This window comes from Endobacterium cereale, assembly GCF_009617585.1.
GTDB classification, from domain to species: Bacteria; Pseudomonadota; Alphaproteobacteria; order Rhizobiales; family Rhizobiaceae; genus Neorhizobium; species Neorhizobium cereale.
This window is the reverse complement of the sequence record NZ_WIXI01000051.1, coordinates 405,305-422,077: the sequence shown is the minus strand read 5'-3', so window position 1 is coordinate 422,077 and position 16,773 is coordinate 405,305. Positions and strand designations below refer to the sequence as shown.

Genomic DNA, 16,773 nt, shown 5'->3' with positions numbered 1-16,773 from the left:
GCATCGACCGAGATTTTACTGATGGCAAGCCTGATCACCTGTCCGCACTGCGGAAGACGACCCAAGGAAGAGTTTTCCATCCGCGGCGATGCCGTGCCGGAAAGGCCGGAGGCTGCCGCCTCGGAAGAGGCGTGGCATGCTTATGTGTATCTGCGTGAAAATCCACGCGGCGCCATTCGCGAATATTGGCATCATGTGGCTGGCTGCCGCCGCTGGCTGGTGGTGGAGCGCGATAATCTCACCCACGAGGTTTTTGCCGTGACCGATGCACGCGAAGCGGCGACGGGAGATGCAGCATGACTTCTTCCCGTATCGCTAATGTCGGGCTGGTCGATCACAGCCGTGTCGTCAAATTTTCGTTCGATGGCCGAACCTACAAGGGTTTTGAAGGAGATACGCTCGCCTCGGCGCTTCTGGCCAACGACCAGATGCTGATGGGCCGCAGTTTCAAATATCACCGTCCGCGTGGGCCGGTAACGGCGGGACCATCCGAACCGAACGCGCTGGTGACGATCGGCAAGGATGCCCGCACCGAGCCGAACACGCGGGCGACCGTTGCCGAGCTTTACAGCGGTCTGGTGGCGCGCAGCCAGAATGCCTGGCCATCGCTGAACTTCGATATCGGTTCGATCAACGGCGCGCTGTCGCCGATGCTGGGCGCCGGTTTCTACTACAAGACTTTTATGTGGCCGGCGGCTTTCTGGGAGAAGGTTTACGAGCCGGTCATTCGCCGCGCTGCCGGTCTCGGCAAGGCGGTGATGGAAGCCGATCCCGACCGATACGAAAAAAGCTGGGCGCATTGTGATCTGCTGGTGGTCGGCTCCGGTCCTGCTGGCCTGATGGCTGCCTTGACCGCTGGCCGCGCTGGTCTGCGTGTCATCCTTGCCGAGCAGGATTTTCGCCTGGGCGGTTCGTTGCTTTCCGAAACGGCGATGATCGGTGGCGTTTCGGCGCCTGATTTCGCGGCGGCGACGATTGCCGAGCTGGCTGATATGCCAAACGTGACGATCATGCCGCGCACCACCGTGTTCGGCTGGTATGACGACATGGTTTTTGGCGCTGTCGAAAAAGTGCAGAAACATTTGGCCGTACCGAGCGCCGACAAGCCGGTTGAACGGCTGTGGCGTATCGCTGCCGGTCGCGCCATTCTGGCTTCAGGTGCGGAAGAGCGGCCGCTGGTGTTCGGCGGCAATGATCGCCCCGGCATCATGACGGCCGATGCGACGCGCACCTATCTCAATCGTTATGGTGTTGCGACGGGCCGTAAGGTCGCCGTGTTCACCAATGGCGGATCGGGTTATCGCACCGCCGCCGATCTTTCGGCACGCGGTGTCAATATTGCTGCGATCATCGATAGTCGTGCCGCCTCTGCGGATTTTGCGCCTTATGGTGTGCGCGTCATCCGCAGCGGTTCGATCGTTGATACCAAGGGCGGTAAACGCCTGTCGGGTATCATGACCAACCGGTTCGGTTATGACGAGATGATCGATTGTGATGCGCTGGCCATGTCCGGTGGATGGTCGCCGATCGTTCATCTGATGTGCCAGCGTGGCGCCAGACCTGTTTGGTCGGATGAGGCGCAGGCTTTTCTGGTGCCGGATGTCGGGCCGTTGTTTGCCGCTGCCGGTTCTGCTGCGGGCCATGCCACAGTCTCCGAATGCCTTCGTGATGGCGCGGTCAAGGCGCATGCGGCGGTGGAAGCCGTTGGCCGTCTGGTCGGGCATGTCAACACGCCGGAAGTGGAGGGCGAATACGATCCGTCGTTTGCGCCGCTCTGGTATGTGCCGGGGGCACGGTCAAAGGCGTTTGTCGATTTCCAGAACGACGTCCATGTCGATGATCTGGCGCTCGCTACCCGCGAAGGGTTCGGCCATGTCGAACATGCCAAGCGTTACACCACCAGTGGCATGGCAACGGATCAGGGCAAGCTCGGCAATGTCAACGCCGTGGCGCTGCTTGCCGGCATGCGCGGGGTTTCGCCGGCGGAAGTCGGCACCACCACCTATCGTCCATTCTATACGCCGGTTTCCTTCGGTGCCTTGGCCGGCACGGCGCGGGCCGAACAGTCACGGCCGATCCGCACCTCGCCGCTGCATGGCTGGGCCAAAAAGAACGGCGCGACCTTCCTTGAAAGCGGGCTCTGGTATCGCTCGGCCTATTTCGTGCAGGGTGAGGAAAAGACCTGGCGCGAAAGCGTTGATCGCGAAGTGCTGAACGTGCGCCAGAATGCCGGTCTTTGCGATGTCTCCACGCTGGGCAAGATCGAGATTTTTGGTCGCGATGCGGCGGAATTCTTGAACCGTGTCTATTCCAATGCCTTCCTGAAATTGCCGGTCGGCAAGGCGCGTTACGGGCTGATGCTGCGTGAGGACGGGATCGTTTTCGATGACGGCACCACCAGCCGGCTTTCGGAAAACCATTACGTCTTGACCACCACCACCGCTTATGCGGCCGAAGTGATGGCACATCTGGAATTTGCTTCGCAGACGTTCTGGCCGGATCTCGACGTGTGTTTCGTGTCCACATCTGACCAATGGGCGCAGATGTCACTGGCCGGACCAAAGTCTCGGGCGATCTTGCAAAAGCTGGTGGAGGACGATCTCTCTGACGCCTCCTTCCCCTTCCTTGCCGCGCGCGAAGTGCAACTGAAGGGCGGGTTGATCGCGCGTCTTTTCCGCATCTCCTTCTCTGGCGAGCTGGCTTACGAGCTGGCGGTGCCAGCCGGTTACGGGGAGGCGGTTGCCGATGCGATCATGGAGGCCGGACGAGGCGAGGGCATTTGCGCTTACGGTGTCGAGGCGCTGGATGTGCTGCGCATCGAAAAGGGCCATGTCACCCACTCCGAACTCGATGGCCGCACCACCGCAGACGATGTGGGCTTGAGCAAAATGATGTCGAAGAACAAGCCGGACTTTATCGGCAAGCGTCTCTCCACCCGCTATGGCCTCACCGCTGCCGACCGTCTGCAGATGGTTGGCCTGAAACCTGTCGAACTCGACAAGCCCTTGAAGGCCGGTGCGGCACTGCTGCGCGAAGGCGTCGAGCCGTCGATGACGGCGGGGCAGGGGTTCGTCTCCTCCGCCTGCTTCTCGCCGCATGTCGGCCAGTGGATCGGGCTTGCCATGTTGAAATCCGGGCGCGAACGCATCGGCGAAAAGATCCTTGTCTGGGATGCCGTGCGCAGCAGTGAATTCCTGGCAGAAGTCTGCGCGCCCGTATTCGTTGATCCCGAAAACCTGAACCTGCATGTCTGAGGTGCCGCCGATGTCGATTCCCTTTACACACCGGCACATTCTTGAAGACCGCATGAGTGGTTACGAGCCGAGCCCGAACGCCAACCACCTGACGGTTTTACGTCGCCCGGTGATTTTTTCGGCGCTGGCGCATGCCGGTCACGAGGCGTCCGTTGCGGAGGCGCTGTCGCTGGTCGAGAACATCGTCGTCCGCTCGGTCAGTCCGTCGGACTGGCTGCTGGTGTCGCAGAACGCCGAAGCCGGAGCGATTGCGGCGTCGCTTGGCGCCGTTCCGGGCCTTTCCTTCGCCGAGCAGAGCGATGGTCAGGTGTTGATGGCTGTCTCTGGCCCGGATGTGCGCAAAATCCTCGCCAAATGTGTGGCTGTCGACCTGCATGCGGACGCCTTTGCCGAAGGAGAATCCGCGCCGATGATGATCTGCCGTGTCGCCGGGAATCTGGCGCGCACGGGTACTGATACGTTTGAGATTCTCGTGCCGCGCTCCTATGCCGGTTATGTTTTTGACGAATTGCGTGAAGCCGGACGCGAATATGCGATGACGCGCGGATTCGGCGAATAAACTGCTAACGTCGGTATTCATCGACGGAAGTCAGGCCCGTACGCGCTGAAATTGCAATTTAATGAAACTATTGAGGCGCTAACCGGTGCCTCTACATCTAATTTACGCACAGATTTTGTGACGTTCGTGCCGTTTTTTTAGCACCAATGAGCGTAATTGCGCCATCCTGAGCAAAAGCTCACTAAATTTTTTCTGCCTCTTTATTTTGCACTTCACATTTCTATTGAAACGGGTAGGAATCAAAAAAATTGAAGATCCCTTAAGGGACACTGACACGAAGAGATGCGGCCGACCAAGGACTGCATCCAGGGGAAACTACATGGAATATTTTATCCAGCAGCTCGCCAACGGGCTGACTCTCGGATCGATCTATGGCCTCGTGGCAATTGGTTACACGATGGTTTACGGCATTATCGGCATGATCAACTTCGCCCACGGCGATATCTTCATGCTCGGCGGTTTTGCTGCTTTGATCGCCTTCCTCATTCTCACCACGTTCTTTGCCGGCATCCCGGTTGCATTGGCGCTTCTGCTGATGCTGGTCATCGCCATGCTGATGACGGGTTTGTGGAACTGGACGATCGAGCGCATCGCTTATCGTCCGCTGCGTGGTTCGTTCCGGCTCGCTCCGCTGATCACCGCGATCGGCATGTCGATCGTGCTGTCGAACTTCATCCAGGTGACGCAGGGCCCGCGCAACAAGCCGATCCCGCCGCTGGTGACGGATGTCTACCACATCGGTAATATCACCATTTCGCTGAAGCAGATTCTGATCGTGGTGATCACCTCGATCCTGCTGTTCGCCTTCTGGTACATCGTCAACAAGACGCCGCTTGGTCGCGCCCAGCGTGCCACCGAGCAGGACCGCAAGATGGCGGCGCTGCTCGGCGTCGATGTCGACCGCACGATCTCGATCACCTTCGTCATGGGTGCGGCACTCGCGGCCGTCGCCGGTACCATGTACCTGATGTATTATGGTGTCGCCGGCTTCAACGACGGTTTTATTCCGGGCGTGAAGGCATTTACCGCAGCCGTTCTCGGCGGCATCGGCTCGCTGCCGGGCGCCGTTCTCGGCGGCCTGCTGATCGGTCTCATCGAAAGCCTGTGGTCAGCCTATTTCTCGATTGCTTACAAGGATGTCGCAACCTTTGCCATCCTCGCCATCGTGCTGATCTTCAAGCCCACCGGCATCCTTGGCCGGCCGGAAGTGGAGAAGGTGTAAAATGGCAAACGTATCTGTGAACGTTCAAGAGGACGTCATGGCCAAGGCCGTCAAGGAAGGTGCCATTGCCGGCATCATTGCCTTCCTGATGTTCCTCGTCTTCGTCGGTATCGAAACCTATCAGGACATCAACAATCAGCTGGTCTGGCGCACCCGCTGGGGCCTGCTGGCGGTCTTCGTCATCGTTGCCGCCGTCGGACGTTTTATTACCGTCGGCTTCATCAAGCCGCATCTCGACAAGCGCAAGCTTGCCAAGGCGAAAACCGGCGTTCTGGAAATTTCGGAAGAGAAAAGCTTCTTCCACAAGCATTTCCTCAAAATCGCGCTGGTTTTCCTGCTCTGCTATCCCTTCCTGGCGATGATGATCTTCGGTCGTCAGGGCTCGCTGAAATATGTCGACAATTTCGGCATCCAGATCCTCATCTATGTGATGCTCGCCTGGGGCCTTAACATCGTCGTAGGTCTCGCCGGTCTGCTTGATCTGGGGTACGTCGCCTTCTATGCGGTCGGGGCCTATTCCTACGCGTTGCTGTCGTCCTATTTCGGCTTTTCCTTCTGGCTGCTTTTGCCGATGGCCGGCATTCTTGCCGCGCTCTGGGGTGTCATTCTCGGCTTCCCGGTTCTGAGGCTCCGAGGCGATTATCTTGCGATCGTGACACTCGCCTTCGGTGAAATCATCCGGCTTGTGTTGATCAACTGGACCGACGTCACCCGCGGCACGTTCGGTGTCTCGGGCATCGCCAAGGCATCGTTCTTCGGCATCTGGTCTTTCGATGTCGGTGCCGCGAACAACTTCAACAAGGCTTGGGGGCTTCCGTCCTCGTCGGTCTATTACAAGATGTTCCTGTTCTACATCATTCTGGCGCTGTGCATGCTGACGGCGTATGTCACCATTCGCCTGCGTCGCATGCCGATCGGCCGTGCGTGGGAAGCGCTGCGCGAAGACGAAATCGCCTGCCGTTCGCTCGGCATCAATACCGTCACCACCAAGCTGACGGCGTTTGCCACCGGCGCCATGTTCGGCGGTTTCGCCGGCTCGTTCTTCGCCGCCCGTCAGGGTTTCGTGTCTCCGGAAAGCTTCGTCTTCCTGGAATCGGCGGTCATTCTTGCCATCGTCGTTCTTGGCGGCATGGGTTCGCTCACCGGCATCGCTATTGCGGCGGTTGTCATGGTCGGTGGGACCGAGCTTTTGCGTGAAATGGAGTTCCTGAAGCATATCTTTGGGCCTGACTTCACGCCTGAACTCTACCGCATGCTGCTCTTCGGTCTGGCGATGGTCATCGTCATGCTGTTCAAGCCGCGTGGCTTCGTCGGCACCCGTGAACCGACGGCCTTCCTGAAGACGCGAAAAGCTGTCTCTGGCAGCTTCACCAAGGAAGGCCACGGCTGATGGCGACGGGTACGAATACAATGATAAAAGACACGATCCTCAAGGTCGAACACCTGTCGATGAAGTTCGGTGGCCTGATGGCAATCAACGACTTCTCGTTCGAAGCCAAGCGCGGCGAAATCACCGCGCTGATCGGCCCGAACGGTGCCGGCAAGACCACGGTGTTCAACTGCATTACCGGCTTTTACAAGCCGACCATGGGCATGCTCACGCTCAAGCGCTCGAACGGCAAGGAGTTCCTTCTGGAGCGCCTGCGCGATTTCGAGATCAACAAGGTGGCCGGGGTTTCCCGTACATTCCAGAACATCCGGTTGTTTTCCGGCCTGACGGTTCTGGAAAACCTGCTGGTTGCGCAGCACAACGTGCTGATGAAGGCCTCGGGGTACACGATCCTCGGCCTTCTGGGGCTGCCGGCCTACAAGACCGCTGCCAAGGAAGCGATTGAGAAGGCAACCTACTGGCTGGAAAAGGCCGATCTGATCGATCGCGCCGACGATCCGGCGGGTGATCTTTCCTACGGTGCGCAGCGCCGTCTGGAAATCGCCCGCGCCATGTGCACGGGGCCGGAACTGCTCTGCCTGGACGAACCGGCCGCTGGCCTCAACCCGAAGGAATCGCTGACGCTGAACGCGCTTCTGCGTGGCATTCGCGACGAGGGCACGTCGCTGCTCCTGATCGAGCACGACATGTCTGTGGTCATGGAGATTTCAGACCATGTCGTGGTTCTGGAATATGGCCAGAAGATTTCCGATGGCACGCCGGATCATGTGAAAAACGACCCGAAGGTTATCGCAGCCTATCTCGGCGTCGAGGATGAAGAAGTTGAACAAATCGAGGAACAGCTCGACCACGGAACTGTCGAAGGAGGGACCGTCTGATGGCCGGTGAACCCCTTCTGAAAGTCCAGGGTGTCGAAACCTTCTATGGCAATATCCGTGCGCTCTCCGGCGTTGATGTCGACGTCAACCAGGGCGAGATCGTCAGCCTGATCGGCGCCAATGGTGCCGGCAAGTCGACGCTGATGATGACCATCTGCGGTTCTCCGCAGGCGAAAAACGGTCAGGTCATTTTCGACGGCGAGGATATCACCAAGCTGCCGACACACCTGATCGCCCGCAAACGCATTGCCCAGTCGCCGGAAGGCCGCCGCATTTTTCCGCGCATGACCGTGCTGGAAAATCTGCAGATGGGCGCCAATCTCGACAACCTCAAATTCTTTAAAGAGGACGTCGAAAAGGTGTTTGCGATGTTCCCGCGCTTGAAGGAACGTCAGAGCCAGCGTGGCGGCACGCTTTCGGGCGGCGAACAGCAGATGCTGTCGATAGGCCGCGCGCTGATGGCGCGTCCGAAGCTGTTGCTGCTGGACGAGCCTTCGCTCGGTCTTGCACCGCTGATCGTCAAGGGCATTTTCGAGGCGATCAAGAAGCTCAACAAGGAAGAGGGGCTGACCGTCTTCCTCGTCGAACAGAACGCCTTTGCGGCACTGAAGCTTTCGGACCGGGCTTATGTCATGGTCAACGGCCGCGTGACGATGTCGGGTTCCGGCAAGGAATTGCTGGCCAATCCGGAAGTTCGTGCCGCCTATCTCGAAGGAGGCCGGCATTGAGCGCAATTCTTCTTGACCTCTCCATGGGGGAAAACTGACATGCAGGGCCTGTTTTTCGAAAACGATACGACGGTTCGCTACTTTCTTCGCGGCATCGTGATGCTGCTCGGTTTCTGGACCGCATGGCGGGCCGGCAAGGCGGCAGCCGAAGGCTGGAGCGGTTATCGCGAAGTGGTGATCTATGCGGTGCTTCTGGCCTGCGCCATGCAGTTTCTGCATTACGCGCTGTTCCAGGGGCCGTTCATCAATGCCTTCTATTTCGGTCTGGATCTCGTTCTTCTGCTTGGTTTTGCGCTTGCCGGTTTCCGCATTCGCCGCACCAAACAGATGGTCCAGAACTATTACTGGCTCTACGAGCCGACCTCCGCGTTTTCGTGGAAGAACAAAGATTGACAGCCGGTCTAATCTGAATTCAGATCGGTTTGAACAATAACAATAACACACCAAAAGGTGGAACAGCTTTCCGGCGTGGCGATGGTGGGTGTCGCGCTGGATCCCAAAAAACCGCTCACCTTTTAAATAACTGGGAGTTATTCAATGAAGAAGTCTCTTCTTTCCGCTGTTGCGCTGACGGCCATGGTTGCCTTTGGCGGCAACGCCTGGGCTGACATCGTCATCGCCGTCGGCGGTCCTTTGACCGGCCCGAACGCCGCATTCGGTGCACAGCTCCAGAAGGGTGCCGAACAGGCCATCGCAGACATCAATGCTGCCGGCGGCATCAACGGCGAAAAGCTGACGATCGCACTCGGTGACGACGTCTCGGACGCCAAGCAGGGCGTTTCTGTCGCCAACAAGTTCGTCGCTGACGGCGTCAAATACGTGGTCGGTCACTTCAACTCGGGCGTTTCCATCCCGGCGTCTGAAGTTTACGCCGAAAACGGCATTCTCGAAGTGACACCGGCTGCGACCAACCCGGTTTTCACCGAGCGCGGCCTGTGGAACACGTTCCGCACCTGCGGCCGTGACGACCAGCAGGGCGGCGTTGCCGGCAAATACCTCGCCGACAAGTTCGCCGATGCCAAGATCGCCATCATCGACGACAAGACGCCTTACGGCCAAGGCCTCGCTAACGAAACCCAGAAGGCCTACAACGCAGCCGGCAAGAAGGAAGTCGTCCGCGAAGGCGTCAACACCGGCGACAAGGACTTTTCCGCCCTCATCGCCAAGATGAAGGAAGCCGGCGTTTCGATCATCTACTGGGGTGGCCTTCACACCGAAGCCGGCCTGATCATCCGTCAGGCAAAGGATCAGGGCCTCAAGGCAACGCTCGTTTCGGGTGACGGTATCGTCTCCAACGAACTCGCCTCGATCGCCGGCGATGCCGTCGAAGGCACGCTCAACACCTTTGGCCCGGACCCGACACTGCGCCCGGAAAACAAGGAACTGGTCGAAAAGTTCAAGGCCGCCGGCTTCAACCCGGAAGCCTACACGCTCTACTCCTACGCCGCCGTTCAGCTGATCGCTGAAGGCATCAAGGCTGCGGGCAGCGCGGACGATGCGGAAGCCGTTGCCGCAAAGCTGAAGGAAGGTTCGTTCAAGACCGTTCTCGGCGACATCTCCTTCGACGAAAAGGGTGACCCGAAGCTTCCGGGTTACGTCATGTACGAATGGAAGAAGGGCCCGGACGGCAAGTTCAGCTACTTCCAGCAGGGCAGCTAAGCCATTTCGGCTTGAGCATCGAATATTCAGGGAGCCCGGCGTCATGCCGGGCTTTTTCTTTTGGCGAGGGTGCCGGTGGTCGATGATTGAAGAACAGGGACGGCGCGCTAAATCGCTGACCTGAAACTATGCTGAAGCCGATCGAAAGGATCGGCCAAAGCGTTCCTGTCGACATTGCAAGGAAATCCCCATGCCGCTTATTCGTCTTGTCTCAGACGGCATCCGGTCGGTGCGCGGTTTTTTCGAGGACCGGCAGGAGCGTAAGGAGCGTCAGGCCCTGATGGCGAAACGACAGTTCAGGATCGCGTCTTCATGGGACGAGCTTGGCGAGCATGAAATGACGGCACGTGCCGTCGAAGCCATAAAGGCCTCGGGGGAATTCGAAAAATTCGAACCTCTGTTCCTGTCTGCTCATGCAGCCGATGTGACGCTGCCGAGCGGCTGCGCGCTGCACGAGGCGCTGATGCGGCGAATTCTTGATCCCGCGCCGGTGGAACCTCAGGCACAACGCGCCTATTTGGCCCCGTTTTTCGCCGCCTTCGAGACCCGGCATTCACCCCATATGGCGGGGCTTCTCGCCAACGCGCTGATCCGGTGCTCCGATGAAAGCCGGGGGGCGGACGTCGTCGATGAAACAAGCGACGAGCAGTGGGGTGGTTATTCTGACCATCGCATGCGGGCGCGACAGGTTCTCGATGCCTGTGCCGATGTCGCGGGCAGTTCGTTGCTTTGGCAAACGGCTGATTATCATCTGGCGATCGATGTCGTCGAGCGGCCGCGAGACGCAGTCGATGCCGCGTTTGAACGTGTCTGGATGCTGGATCGTTATAATCTCAACCTCTGTGCGGATCATGGCATCATTCTTCTGCCGCGATGGGTGGGCAGGGGACCGAATGATCTGGAGGTGTTTGCACGCCGTGCTCTGTCCGTGACCGAGGATCGTTTCGGGGCTGGTGCTTACGGCTTCATCTATTCGATCCAGGCGGGCGTGGGCAGCCATGATGTCTCGGAAACATTATGCGACCCGGATCTGGTGGTGCGCGGTTTCGAGGATTTGATCGAACGCTTTCCCACCAGCCAGAGTATTCTCAACCGCTATGCGATGGCGATGGACTGGATTGGCGACCTGCAGGCGGTTTACCGCATCCAGAAGCGCATCAACACCATCAATCCCAATATCTGGGTCTGGTCTTTCGACGACCAAGCCGGTGGTGTCGATGACGCGCTCAATGTCTTCCTTGATGCCCGGGATGCCGCCTTGTCCGAGCGTTTTGACAGATAGGTTGCGACAATATCAGTCGCGATCGGATTTTTGCCGGCGTATCAGGTCGCGTTCCGACGCGGTCATATCGTCCGGAGATAAACTTTCATGTTCTATCTCGACCCTTGCTGTGCCCTGACCGTCGCGCCAAACTTTATGGATCGCTTCGGTCGCTTCCCGCGCCGTTTCTGTCTCGATACTCGGACGATTGCTGTCCAGCGGTTTGATCTTGAATACCATAGTGTGACCTCCGGCTTGTCAGGGCACAACAGGGAGCCACCGGATCAGTTCCCAGCATATCGAGAAAAGAGCGTCACATCTCGTGCAGCACATGCGCGGCTTTGACCGCGGCCGATGCGCGATTTTCCACGCCGAGCTTCACATAGATCTGTTCGAGATGCTTGTTCACCGTGCGCGCCGAAAGCCCCAGAATGTCGGCGATGTCGCGATTGGCCTTGCCCTTGGCGATCCAGAGCAGCACTTCGGATTCGCGTTGGGTCAGCGGAAAATGCTGCCGTAGTACGGCATCATCGGACCGTTCGCGGGCGGCGGTTAGGCGGAACAGAAATTCGTCGGCACCGATCGCGCCCAAAAACGAAAATTGCAGGCTGGCCGCTTCCGCCGCATTGGCCGTTGGCGAGGGGAGGGAAAAGCTGGCCTCACGGGAAAAGCCCGGCTTGTTGCGCTCGGCCATCCAGCCGGCAAGGCGGGTGGCGACGATTTCCAGACCCTCATCGCTGCCGGTGGCGGCATTGATCAGCCGCGTGGCCTGCGGGGTGGACCAGTGAACCGAACCGGAGCCACGGGCTGCGAGCAGATGTCGGCCGGCGGCATCGAGCGCGACGCGGGCGCTCTGGGCCGAACGGGCATTGGAGAGATGGACGCGGATGCGAGCGCGCAGCTCGTCGATATTGATCGGCTTGGTGAGGTAATCGACGCCGCCACTGTCCAGCGCGTTGACGACGTGTTCGGTGTCGGTGAGGCCGGTCATGAAGATAACCGGCACCTGCACCACCGCGCCATGGGCTTTCAGGCGGCGGCAGGTTTCAAAACCGTCCATGTTGGGCATGACGGCATCCATCAGCACCAGATCGGGCGTGATGCGCTCGACGATGGAAAGCGCCGCTTGTCCCGAGGTGGCGATCAGCACGGAAAAACCGGACTGTTCCAGTGCGTCGGTCAGGAAACCCAGCGCCTCCGGGCTGTCATCGACCAGAAGCACGATATCGCGGGGCGTTGTCGTGTCAGGCATGGTCGGTGTGTTCCTCGTCAAAACGGTTCAGGAAGGCCATGTAACCGGCAATGTCGAAAGCCTGCACATAGGCGCCGGCTTGCTCGGTAAAGGGTCGGTGTTCGTCGGACTTTGCGAGATCGGCAAGTTTTGCCTCGATGCCGCGGACATAGCCGATTTCACCCAACTGTAGAAGGTCCTGCAGGTGCGGGAAGCCGGGGCTTTTGACCACGGCAGGTTTTGGTGGCGGCTCGACCGGTTGGTCTTGCTCATAGATCCATGTCAGACCTAGATGGACGGCGAGCTTGTCGGCAAGGCGGCGGACACTGACTGGTTTGGCGATCGCATCGTTATGGCCATCGGTGCCATCCGGATTGCCGGCGCCATCGCCGATATTGGCCGACAGCATGACGATCGGTGCTTTCTGTTCCAGTTCGCGCAGTCTGGCGACCAGCTGCCAGCCGTTCATGCCGGGCATGGAAATGTCGACCAGAAAGAGATCAGGTTTCACACCTTCGATCAGCGTCAGGCATTCCGGTCCGCTTGCCGCCGTCAGCACGACGAAATCCATCGGGGTGAGAACTTCACGCATCAGTTCGCGGTGATCTTCGTTGTCATCGACCACGACGATGGTACGACGTGGGCCGGTGTAGGAGGTGATCTTCTTTTCCAGCGCCGGTGCTGTGCTGGGCCGGTGCACGGCTGACAGCATCAGCCGCACCTTGAAGGTCGAGCCTTCATCCTTGACGCTCGAGACGGTGATTTCACCGCCCATCGTGTTGGTCAGCAATTGGGTGATGGTGAGGCCGAGGCCCAGACCCGGCATCGGGCGGACATTGTCCGCTTCGCCACGCTGAAACGGTTCGTAGATGCGGCCAAGATCTTTTTCGGCAATGCCGCGACCTGTGTCGGAAATGGTGAAGGTTGCGACCTGGCTGCGATAGGCGATGTCGAAACGCACCGTGCCGCGATCGGTGAATTTGATGGCGTTGGAGAGCAGGTTGACCAGAATCTGGCGCAGGCGTTTTTCGTCGGTTCGGACATATTGCGGCAGGGTTTTGGCGCGGTCGTGGGCGAAAGTCAGACCTTTGGCGTGCGCCTGAAGCGAAAACATTTCGACGATCTGGTCGAGAAAATCCTGAATGTTGATCTCATTGGAATAGACCTGCAACCGGCCGGCTTCGATTTTCGAGATATCGAGCAGGCCATCGATCAGGCCCGACAGATGGTCGGCGGAACGCTTGATCACCTTGATGGCGGATTGGCGCGGGGCGGGGATGGTGTCGTCGCGCTCGAGGATTTGGGCGTAACCGAGTACGGCGTTCAGTGGCGTCCGCAACTCGTGGGAAAGACCAACCACATAGCGGCTTTTGGCGCGGTTGGCCGCCTCGGCTGTCTCTTTGGCCTCCTGCAGGGCGGCGTCAGTTTTCTTGTGGGCGGAGATTTCCTTGAGCAGCAGCGTGTTCTGGCGTGAGGATTCCTCTTCCGCCACCACCCGGCTGTCATGGGCCAGCACATAAAACCATGAAACGATGCCGGCCATGATGGCGAAGACGAAAAATACGATCGAGATCGTGCCATAGATGATTTCGGCATTGGCGGGTGCTGCTTCTCCGGCCTGATAGGCGATCATTGCCAGAATGCCGCCCATGGCTGAAATGGAGAGCACGGCGGTTGTGGCGTAACGGCCCAAGCGTGTCGTCAGTTTGGTGATGACGGTTTCGGATAAGAAAGTGCGTGCTACAGTGCCGACCTGCGTATTCAGCCGCGCATGCGGTTTGCACATGTCGTGACAGCGGCTGTCCAGCGAACAGCAGAGCGAACAGATCGGCGCGGCATAGGCGGGACACCAAGCCATGTCCTCGTGTTCGAACGGGTGTTCGCAGATCGAGCAGGTAATCGTACCCAGTGTCGCCCAGCTCTTTCGCTGTTTGCGGGCGAGGTAATATTTGCCTTTGGTGGCGAAGGCGATGGCCGGTGAGAGCAGAAGCGCGATCAAGGTGATGTAGGTCGAAAGCGATGCCCAGAGCGGTCCGAACAGGCCGAAATGGGCTGCAAGCGCGATCGTGGCCGAGCCGAACATGGCGCCTATTCCAACCGGGTTGATGTCGTAGAGATGGGCACGCTTGAACTCGATGCCTTCGGGGGAAAGGCCAAGCGGCTTGTTTATGAAGAGATCGGCCGAGATGGTGCAGAGCCAGCTCATGGCGATGATCGAAAAGATGCCGAGCGTTGCCTCCAGCAGGCGATAGATGCCGAGTTCCATCAACAGAAGTGCGATGGCGGCATTGAAGACCAGCCAGACGACGCGGCCGGGATGGCTATGCGTCAGGCGTGAGAAAAAATTCGACCATGCCAGCGAACCGGCATAGGCGTTCATGACGTTGATCTTCAGCTGTGACACGACCACGAAGGCGGCCATCAGCAGAAGTGCCGCCGTTTGGTTGGGAATCATGTAGCCGAAGGCTGTGAGATACATGTGGGCCGGATCGGCGGCTTCATGCATCGGCACGGCGGTCGACAGCGTCAGCACGGCCAGAAACGAGCCGGCTAGAAGTTTCGGCACCCCCACAACGACCCAGCCAGGGCCGGCCAGAAATATGGCGATGCGATGTCGCCATTTGCGCAGGCCCGTGGATGTCGGCAATTCCGGTGGAAGAAAGCGCAAGAAGTCGACCTGTTCGCCGATCTGCGGCATCAGGGCGAGAATGACGGCTGAGGCCGCGCCGAATTCGACCAGATCGAAAGGGGCCGCGCCACCGATTTCGCCGTTGGAATGGCCGATCCCGGCAAAGGCGCGCCAGAGATCGAACTTTTCCCAATCCAGAAACGCGATGAACATGAAGGGCAGGATGTTGAGGACGATCCAGAACGGCTGGGTGATCAACTGGAAACGCGAGATCATCTGCACGCCGTAGATGACCAGCGGAACAACAACGACGGCGCTGACGATGTAGCCGATCCAGGGCGGGATGCCGAAGGCGAGTTCCAGCGCTCCGGTCATGATCGACGCCTCGATCGCAAACAGCATGAAGGTGAAGCTGGCATAAATCAGCGAAGTGATGGTCGAGCCGATATAGCCGAAGGACGCGCCGCGCGTCAGAAGATCGATATCGACGCCGTGGCGGATGGCGTAACGGCTGATCGGCAAGCCGACCAGAAGCATCACGATGGCGGCGGCGATGATGGCGAAAAACGCGTTGGTAGTGCCGTAGGAAAGGGTGATCGTGCCGCCGATCGCTTCCAGCGCCAGAAACGAGATGGCGCCGATGGCTGTCTGCGAAATGCGGCTGGAGGAAAATCGCCGGGCGCTCTTGGCGGTAAACCGCAGCGCATAGTCTTCCAGCGTCTGGTTGGCCACCCAGCGATTGTATTCGCGCCGGACAGGAATGATACGTTGCCGTGCGGCCATGCCTAAAATCCAGCGCCTTTTGCGGGGAGGTCGATTATTAGGCAGTTTTGACCGGCAGCACGTTGTTTGGCAAGCCGTCTGCAACCGCGGTGGTCATTGTTTCGCCGGATTTTCCCGCGCCATTGTTGCGCCGGTCATCACAACGCGCCGGGTTGGCATCGCGTTCTACGGCAGTTCTTGCAAGGCCGTGCAGCCGCTCCATGTCAGATCGATCAATGTCAGGTATCCTCACCGGCAAGGCGGCGGTCGGTGTCGTTTTGTTGCCGCGCCAGATCAACCCATCACTTCAGGCGTTTCCCGTGACATCCACATCTGATGACGCACCAGAACCTTCGCAGAATTTCGGCACTTCCGGCATTGCGCCGATGGAACGTGCCAGCCCCGTCACCCGCTTTTTCATGGGCATTGTGGCCTGGGCGGAGAAGCTGAACTTCAAACATGCCAAGCTCGGCAATCCACCGGTCTATGACAATGCGACCTTTCCCTGGGCGGCCGAGATCGAAAAGGCAGCGCCGGCCATTCGTGCCGAGCTTGATCGCATTCTGGTGCGCAAGGACGAGCTGCCGAGTTTTCAGGACATTTCCACCGACGTGAAGACGATCTCCACCGATCAGGGTTGGAAGACCTTTTTTCTGCTCGGTTTTGGCGTGCGCTCCGAGCAGAATATAAAAGCCTGCCCCGACACGTGGAATGCCTGCCAGAAAATCCCGGGCCTGACGACGGTGATGTTTTCCATCTTCGAGCCGGGCAAACATCTGCCGGCGCATCGCGGGCCGTATAATGGCGTGCTGCGCCTGCATCTCGGCCTGATCGTGCCGGACAATAGGGGAGATGACCTCGCCATCCGCGTCAAAGACCAGATCTGCCATTGGCAAGAGGGCAAAGTGCTGATCTTCGACGATGCCTATGAACATGAAGCGTGGAACCACACGGACAAGACCCGCGTGGTGATGTTCGTAGACTTCGTGAAGCCACTCAATTTTCCTGCCCGGCTGGTCAACTGGATGCTGATGCATATGGCAATCTTTACGCCGTTCATCCGCGAGGGGCTGGATAACCACAAGGAGTGGGAAAAGAAGTTTTATGCGCAGGCGGAAGCACTCAGGAACCGACCGAACTAAACCTCTTGCCTTCTGCCCGATCTGACCAAGATCATCTCGAGATTTTTTAAGTTTCGGG

At 58.8% G+C, this 16,773-nt stretch carries 15 protein-coding genes; 11 read left to right on the top strand and 4 right to left on the bottom strand.

Annotated features, from left to right (window positions below; all coding sequences use genetic code 11):
- The first annotated feature begins 21 nt into the window (after positions 1-21).
- The 10 genes from GAO09_RS28280 to GAO09_RS28235 all read left to right on the top strand — a co-directional run bounded on the left by GAO09_RS28280 (position 22) and on the right by GAO09_RS28235 (position 10,972).
- Complete coding sequence (locus GAO09_RS28280) at positions 22-300, top strand: sarcosine oxidase subunit delta (RefSeq protein ID WP_153360115.1); 279 nt, start codon at positions 22-24, stop codon at positions 298-300.
- On the top strand, positions 297-3,254 hold the full coding sequence (locus GAO09_RS28275) for a sarcosine oxidase subunit alpha family protein (RefSeq protein WP_153360113.1): 2,958 nt from the start codon (positions 297-299) through the stop codon (positions 3,252-3,254). The genes GAO09_RS28280 and GAO09_RS28275 overlap by 4 nt, the downstream gene beginning before the upstream one ends.
- 10 nt (positions 3,255-3,264) lie before the next feature.
- Positions 3,265-3,813 (top strand): sarcosine oxidase subunit gamma family protein, encoded by a 549-nt coding sequence (locus GAO09_RS28270; protein WP_153360111.1) that lies wholly within the window; start codon positions 3,265-3,267, stop codon positions 3,811-3,813.
- Between the two features lie 319 nt (positions 3,814-4,132).
- Positions 4,133-5,035 (top strand): branched-chain amino acid ABC transporter permease, encoded by a 903-nt coding sequence (locus GAO09_RS28265; protein WP_153360109.1) that lies wholly within the window; start codon positions 4,133-4,135, stop codon positions 5,033-5,035.
- Positions 5,036-5,072: 37 nt separating this feature from the next.
- Positions 5,073-6,425: a high-affinity branched-chain amino acid ABC transporter permease LivM gene (gene livM, locus GAO09_RS28260; protein WP_235938571.1), complete on the top strand. Its 1,353-nt coding sequence runs from the start codon at positions 5,073-5,075 to the stop codon at positions 6,423-6,425.
- Positions 6,425-7,303 carry an ABC transporter ATP-binding protein gene (locus GAO09_RS28255; protein ID WP_153360105.1) on the top strand — a complete coding sequence of 293 codons (879 nt, stop codon included), beginning with the start codon at positions 6,425-6,427 and terminating at the stop codon, positions 7,301-7,303. The genes livM and GAO09_RS28255 overlap by 1 nt, the downstream gene beginning before the upstream one ends.
- Positions 7,303-8,031, top strand: a complete 729-nt coding sequence (locus GAO09_RS28250) for an ABC transporter ATP-binding protein (RefSeq protein WP_153360103.1) — start codon at positions 7,303-7,305, stop codon at positions 8,029-8,031. The genes GAO09_RS28255 and GAO09_RS28250 overlap by 1 nt, the downstream gene beginning before the upstream one ends.
- 39 nt (positions 8,032-8,070) lie before the next feature.
- A complete protein-coding gene (locus tag GAO09_RS28245; protein WP_153360101.1) occupies positions 8,071-8,424 on the top strand; it encodes a DUF6867 family protein in 354 nt (117 codons plus the stop codon).
- A 144-nt stretch (positions 8,425-8,568) separates the two neighbouring features.
- Positions 8,569-9,690, top strand: a complete 1,122-nt coding sequence (locus GAO09_RS28240) for a branched-chain amino acid ABC transporter substrate-binding protein (RefSeq protein WP_153360099.1) — start codon at positions 8,569-8,571, stop codon at positions 9,688-9,690.
- 190 nt (positions 9,691-9,880) lie between these two features.
- Positions 9,881-10,972, top strand: coding sequence for a hypothetical protein (locus GAO09_RS28235; RefSeq protein ID WP_153360097.1), 1,092 nt, complete (start codon positions 9,881-9,883; stop codon positions 10,970-10,972).
- Between the two features lie 12 nt (positions 10,973-10,984).
- Here GAO09_RS28235 and GAO09_RS28230 read toward each other — a convergent pair whose 3' ends face one another.
- From GAO09_RS28230 to GAO09_RS29785, 4 genes are all read right to left on the bottom strand, one after another.
- Entirely contained in the window at positions 10,985-11,191 is a 207-nt protein-coding gene (locus GAO09_RS28230; protein ID WP_153360094.1) for a hypothetical protein, read from the bottom strand.
- A 73-nt stretch (positions 11,192-11,264) separates the two neighbouring features.
- Positions 11,265-12,203 carry a response regulator transcription factor gene (locus GAO09_RS28225; protein WP_153360092.1) on the bottom strand — a complete coding sequence of 313 codons (939 nt, stop codon included), beginning with the start codon at positions 12,201-12,203 and terminating at the stop codon, positions 11,265-11,267.
- Entirely contained in the window at positions 12,196-15,594 is a 3,399-nt protein-coding gene (locus GAO09_RS28220; RefSeq protein WP_153360090.1) for a hybrid sensor histidine kinase/response regulator, read from the bottom strand. The genes GAO09_RS28225 and GAO09_RS28220 overlap by 8 nt, the downstream gene beginning before the upstream one ends.
- A gap of 37 nt (positions 15,595-15,631) precedes the next feature.
- Positions 15,632-15,871 (bottom strand): hypothetical protein, encoded by a 240-nt coding sequence (locus tag GAO09_RS29785; RefSeq protein WP_209018896.1) that lies wholly within the window; start codon positions 15,869-15,871, stop codon positions 15,632-15,634.
- 22 nt (positions 15,872-15,893) lie between these two features.
- Between GAO09_RS29785 and olsC the strand changes: the two genes are divergently transcribed.
- On the top strand, positions 15,894-16,715 hold the full coding sequence (gene olsC / locus GAO09_RS28215; protein ID WP_324184637.1) for an ornithine lipid ester-linked acyl 2-hydroxylase OlsC: 822 nt from the start codon (positions 15,894-15,896) through the stop codon (positions 16,713-16,715).
- Positions 16,716-16,773 lie beyond the last annotated feature (58 nt).

What these genes read in the sequence shown, in the direction of transcription:
- GAO09_RS28280 (WP_153360115.1), top strand. Translation starts at nt 22, where the DNA reads ATGGCAAGCCTGATCACCTGTCCGCACTGCGGAAGACGACCCAAGGAA.
- GAO09_RS28275 (WP_153360113.1), top strand. Translation starts at nt 297, where the DNA reads ATGACTTCTTCCCGTATCGCTAATGTCGGGCTGGTCGATCACAGCCGT.
- GAO09_RS28270 (WP_153360111.1), top strand. Translation starts at nt 3,265, where the DNA reads ATGTCGATTCCCTTTACACACCGGCACATTCTTGAAGACCGCATGAGT.
- GAO09_RS28265 (WP_153360109.1), top strand. Translation starts at nt 4,133, where the DNA reads ATGGAATATTTTATCCAGCAGCTCGCCAACGGGCTGACTCTCGGATCG.
- livM (WP_235938571.1), top strand. Translation starts at nt 5,073, where the DNA reads ATGGCCAAGGCCGTCAAGGAAGGTGCCATTGCCGGCATCATTGCCTTC.
- GAO09_RS28255 (WP_153360105.1), top strand. Translation starts at nt 6,425, where the DNA reads ATGGCGACGGGTACGAATACAATGATAAAAGACACGATCCTCAAGGTC.
- GAO09_RS28250 (WP_153360103.1), top strand. Translation starts at nt 7,303, where the DNA reads ATGGCCGGTGAACCCCTTCTGAAAGTCCAGGGTGTCGAAACCTTCTAT.
- GAO09_RS28245 (WP_153360101.1), top strand. Translation starts at nt 8,071, where the DNA reads ATGCAGGGCCTGTTTTTCGAAAACGATACGACGGTTCGCTACTTTCTT.
- GAO09_RS28240 (WP_153360099.1), top strand. Translation starts at nt 8,569, where the DNA reads ATGAAGAAGTCTCTTCTTTCCGCTGTTGCGCTGACGGCCATGGTTGCC.
- GAO09_RS28235 (WP_153360097.1), top strand. Translation starts at nt 9,881, where the DNA reads ATGCCGCTTATTCGTCTTGTCTCAGACGGCATCCGGTCGGTGCGCGGT.
- GAO09_RS28230 (WP_153360094.1), bottom strand. Translation starts at nt 11,191, where the DNA reads ATGGTATTCAAGATCAAACCGCTGGACAGCAATCGTCCGAGTATCGAG.
- GAO09_RS28225 (WP_153360092.1), bottom strand. Translation starts at nt 12,203, where the DNA reads ATGCCTGACACGACAACGCCCCGCGATATCGTGCTTCTGGTCGATGAC.
- GAO09_RS28220 (WP_153360090.1), bottom strand. Translation starts at nt 15,594, where the DNA reads ATGGCCGCACGGCAACGTATCATTCCTGTCCGGCGCGAATACAATCGC.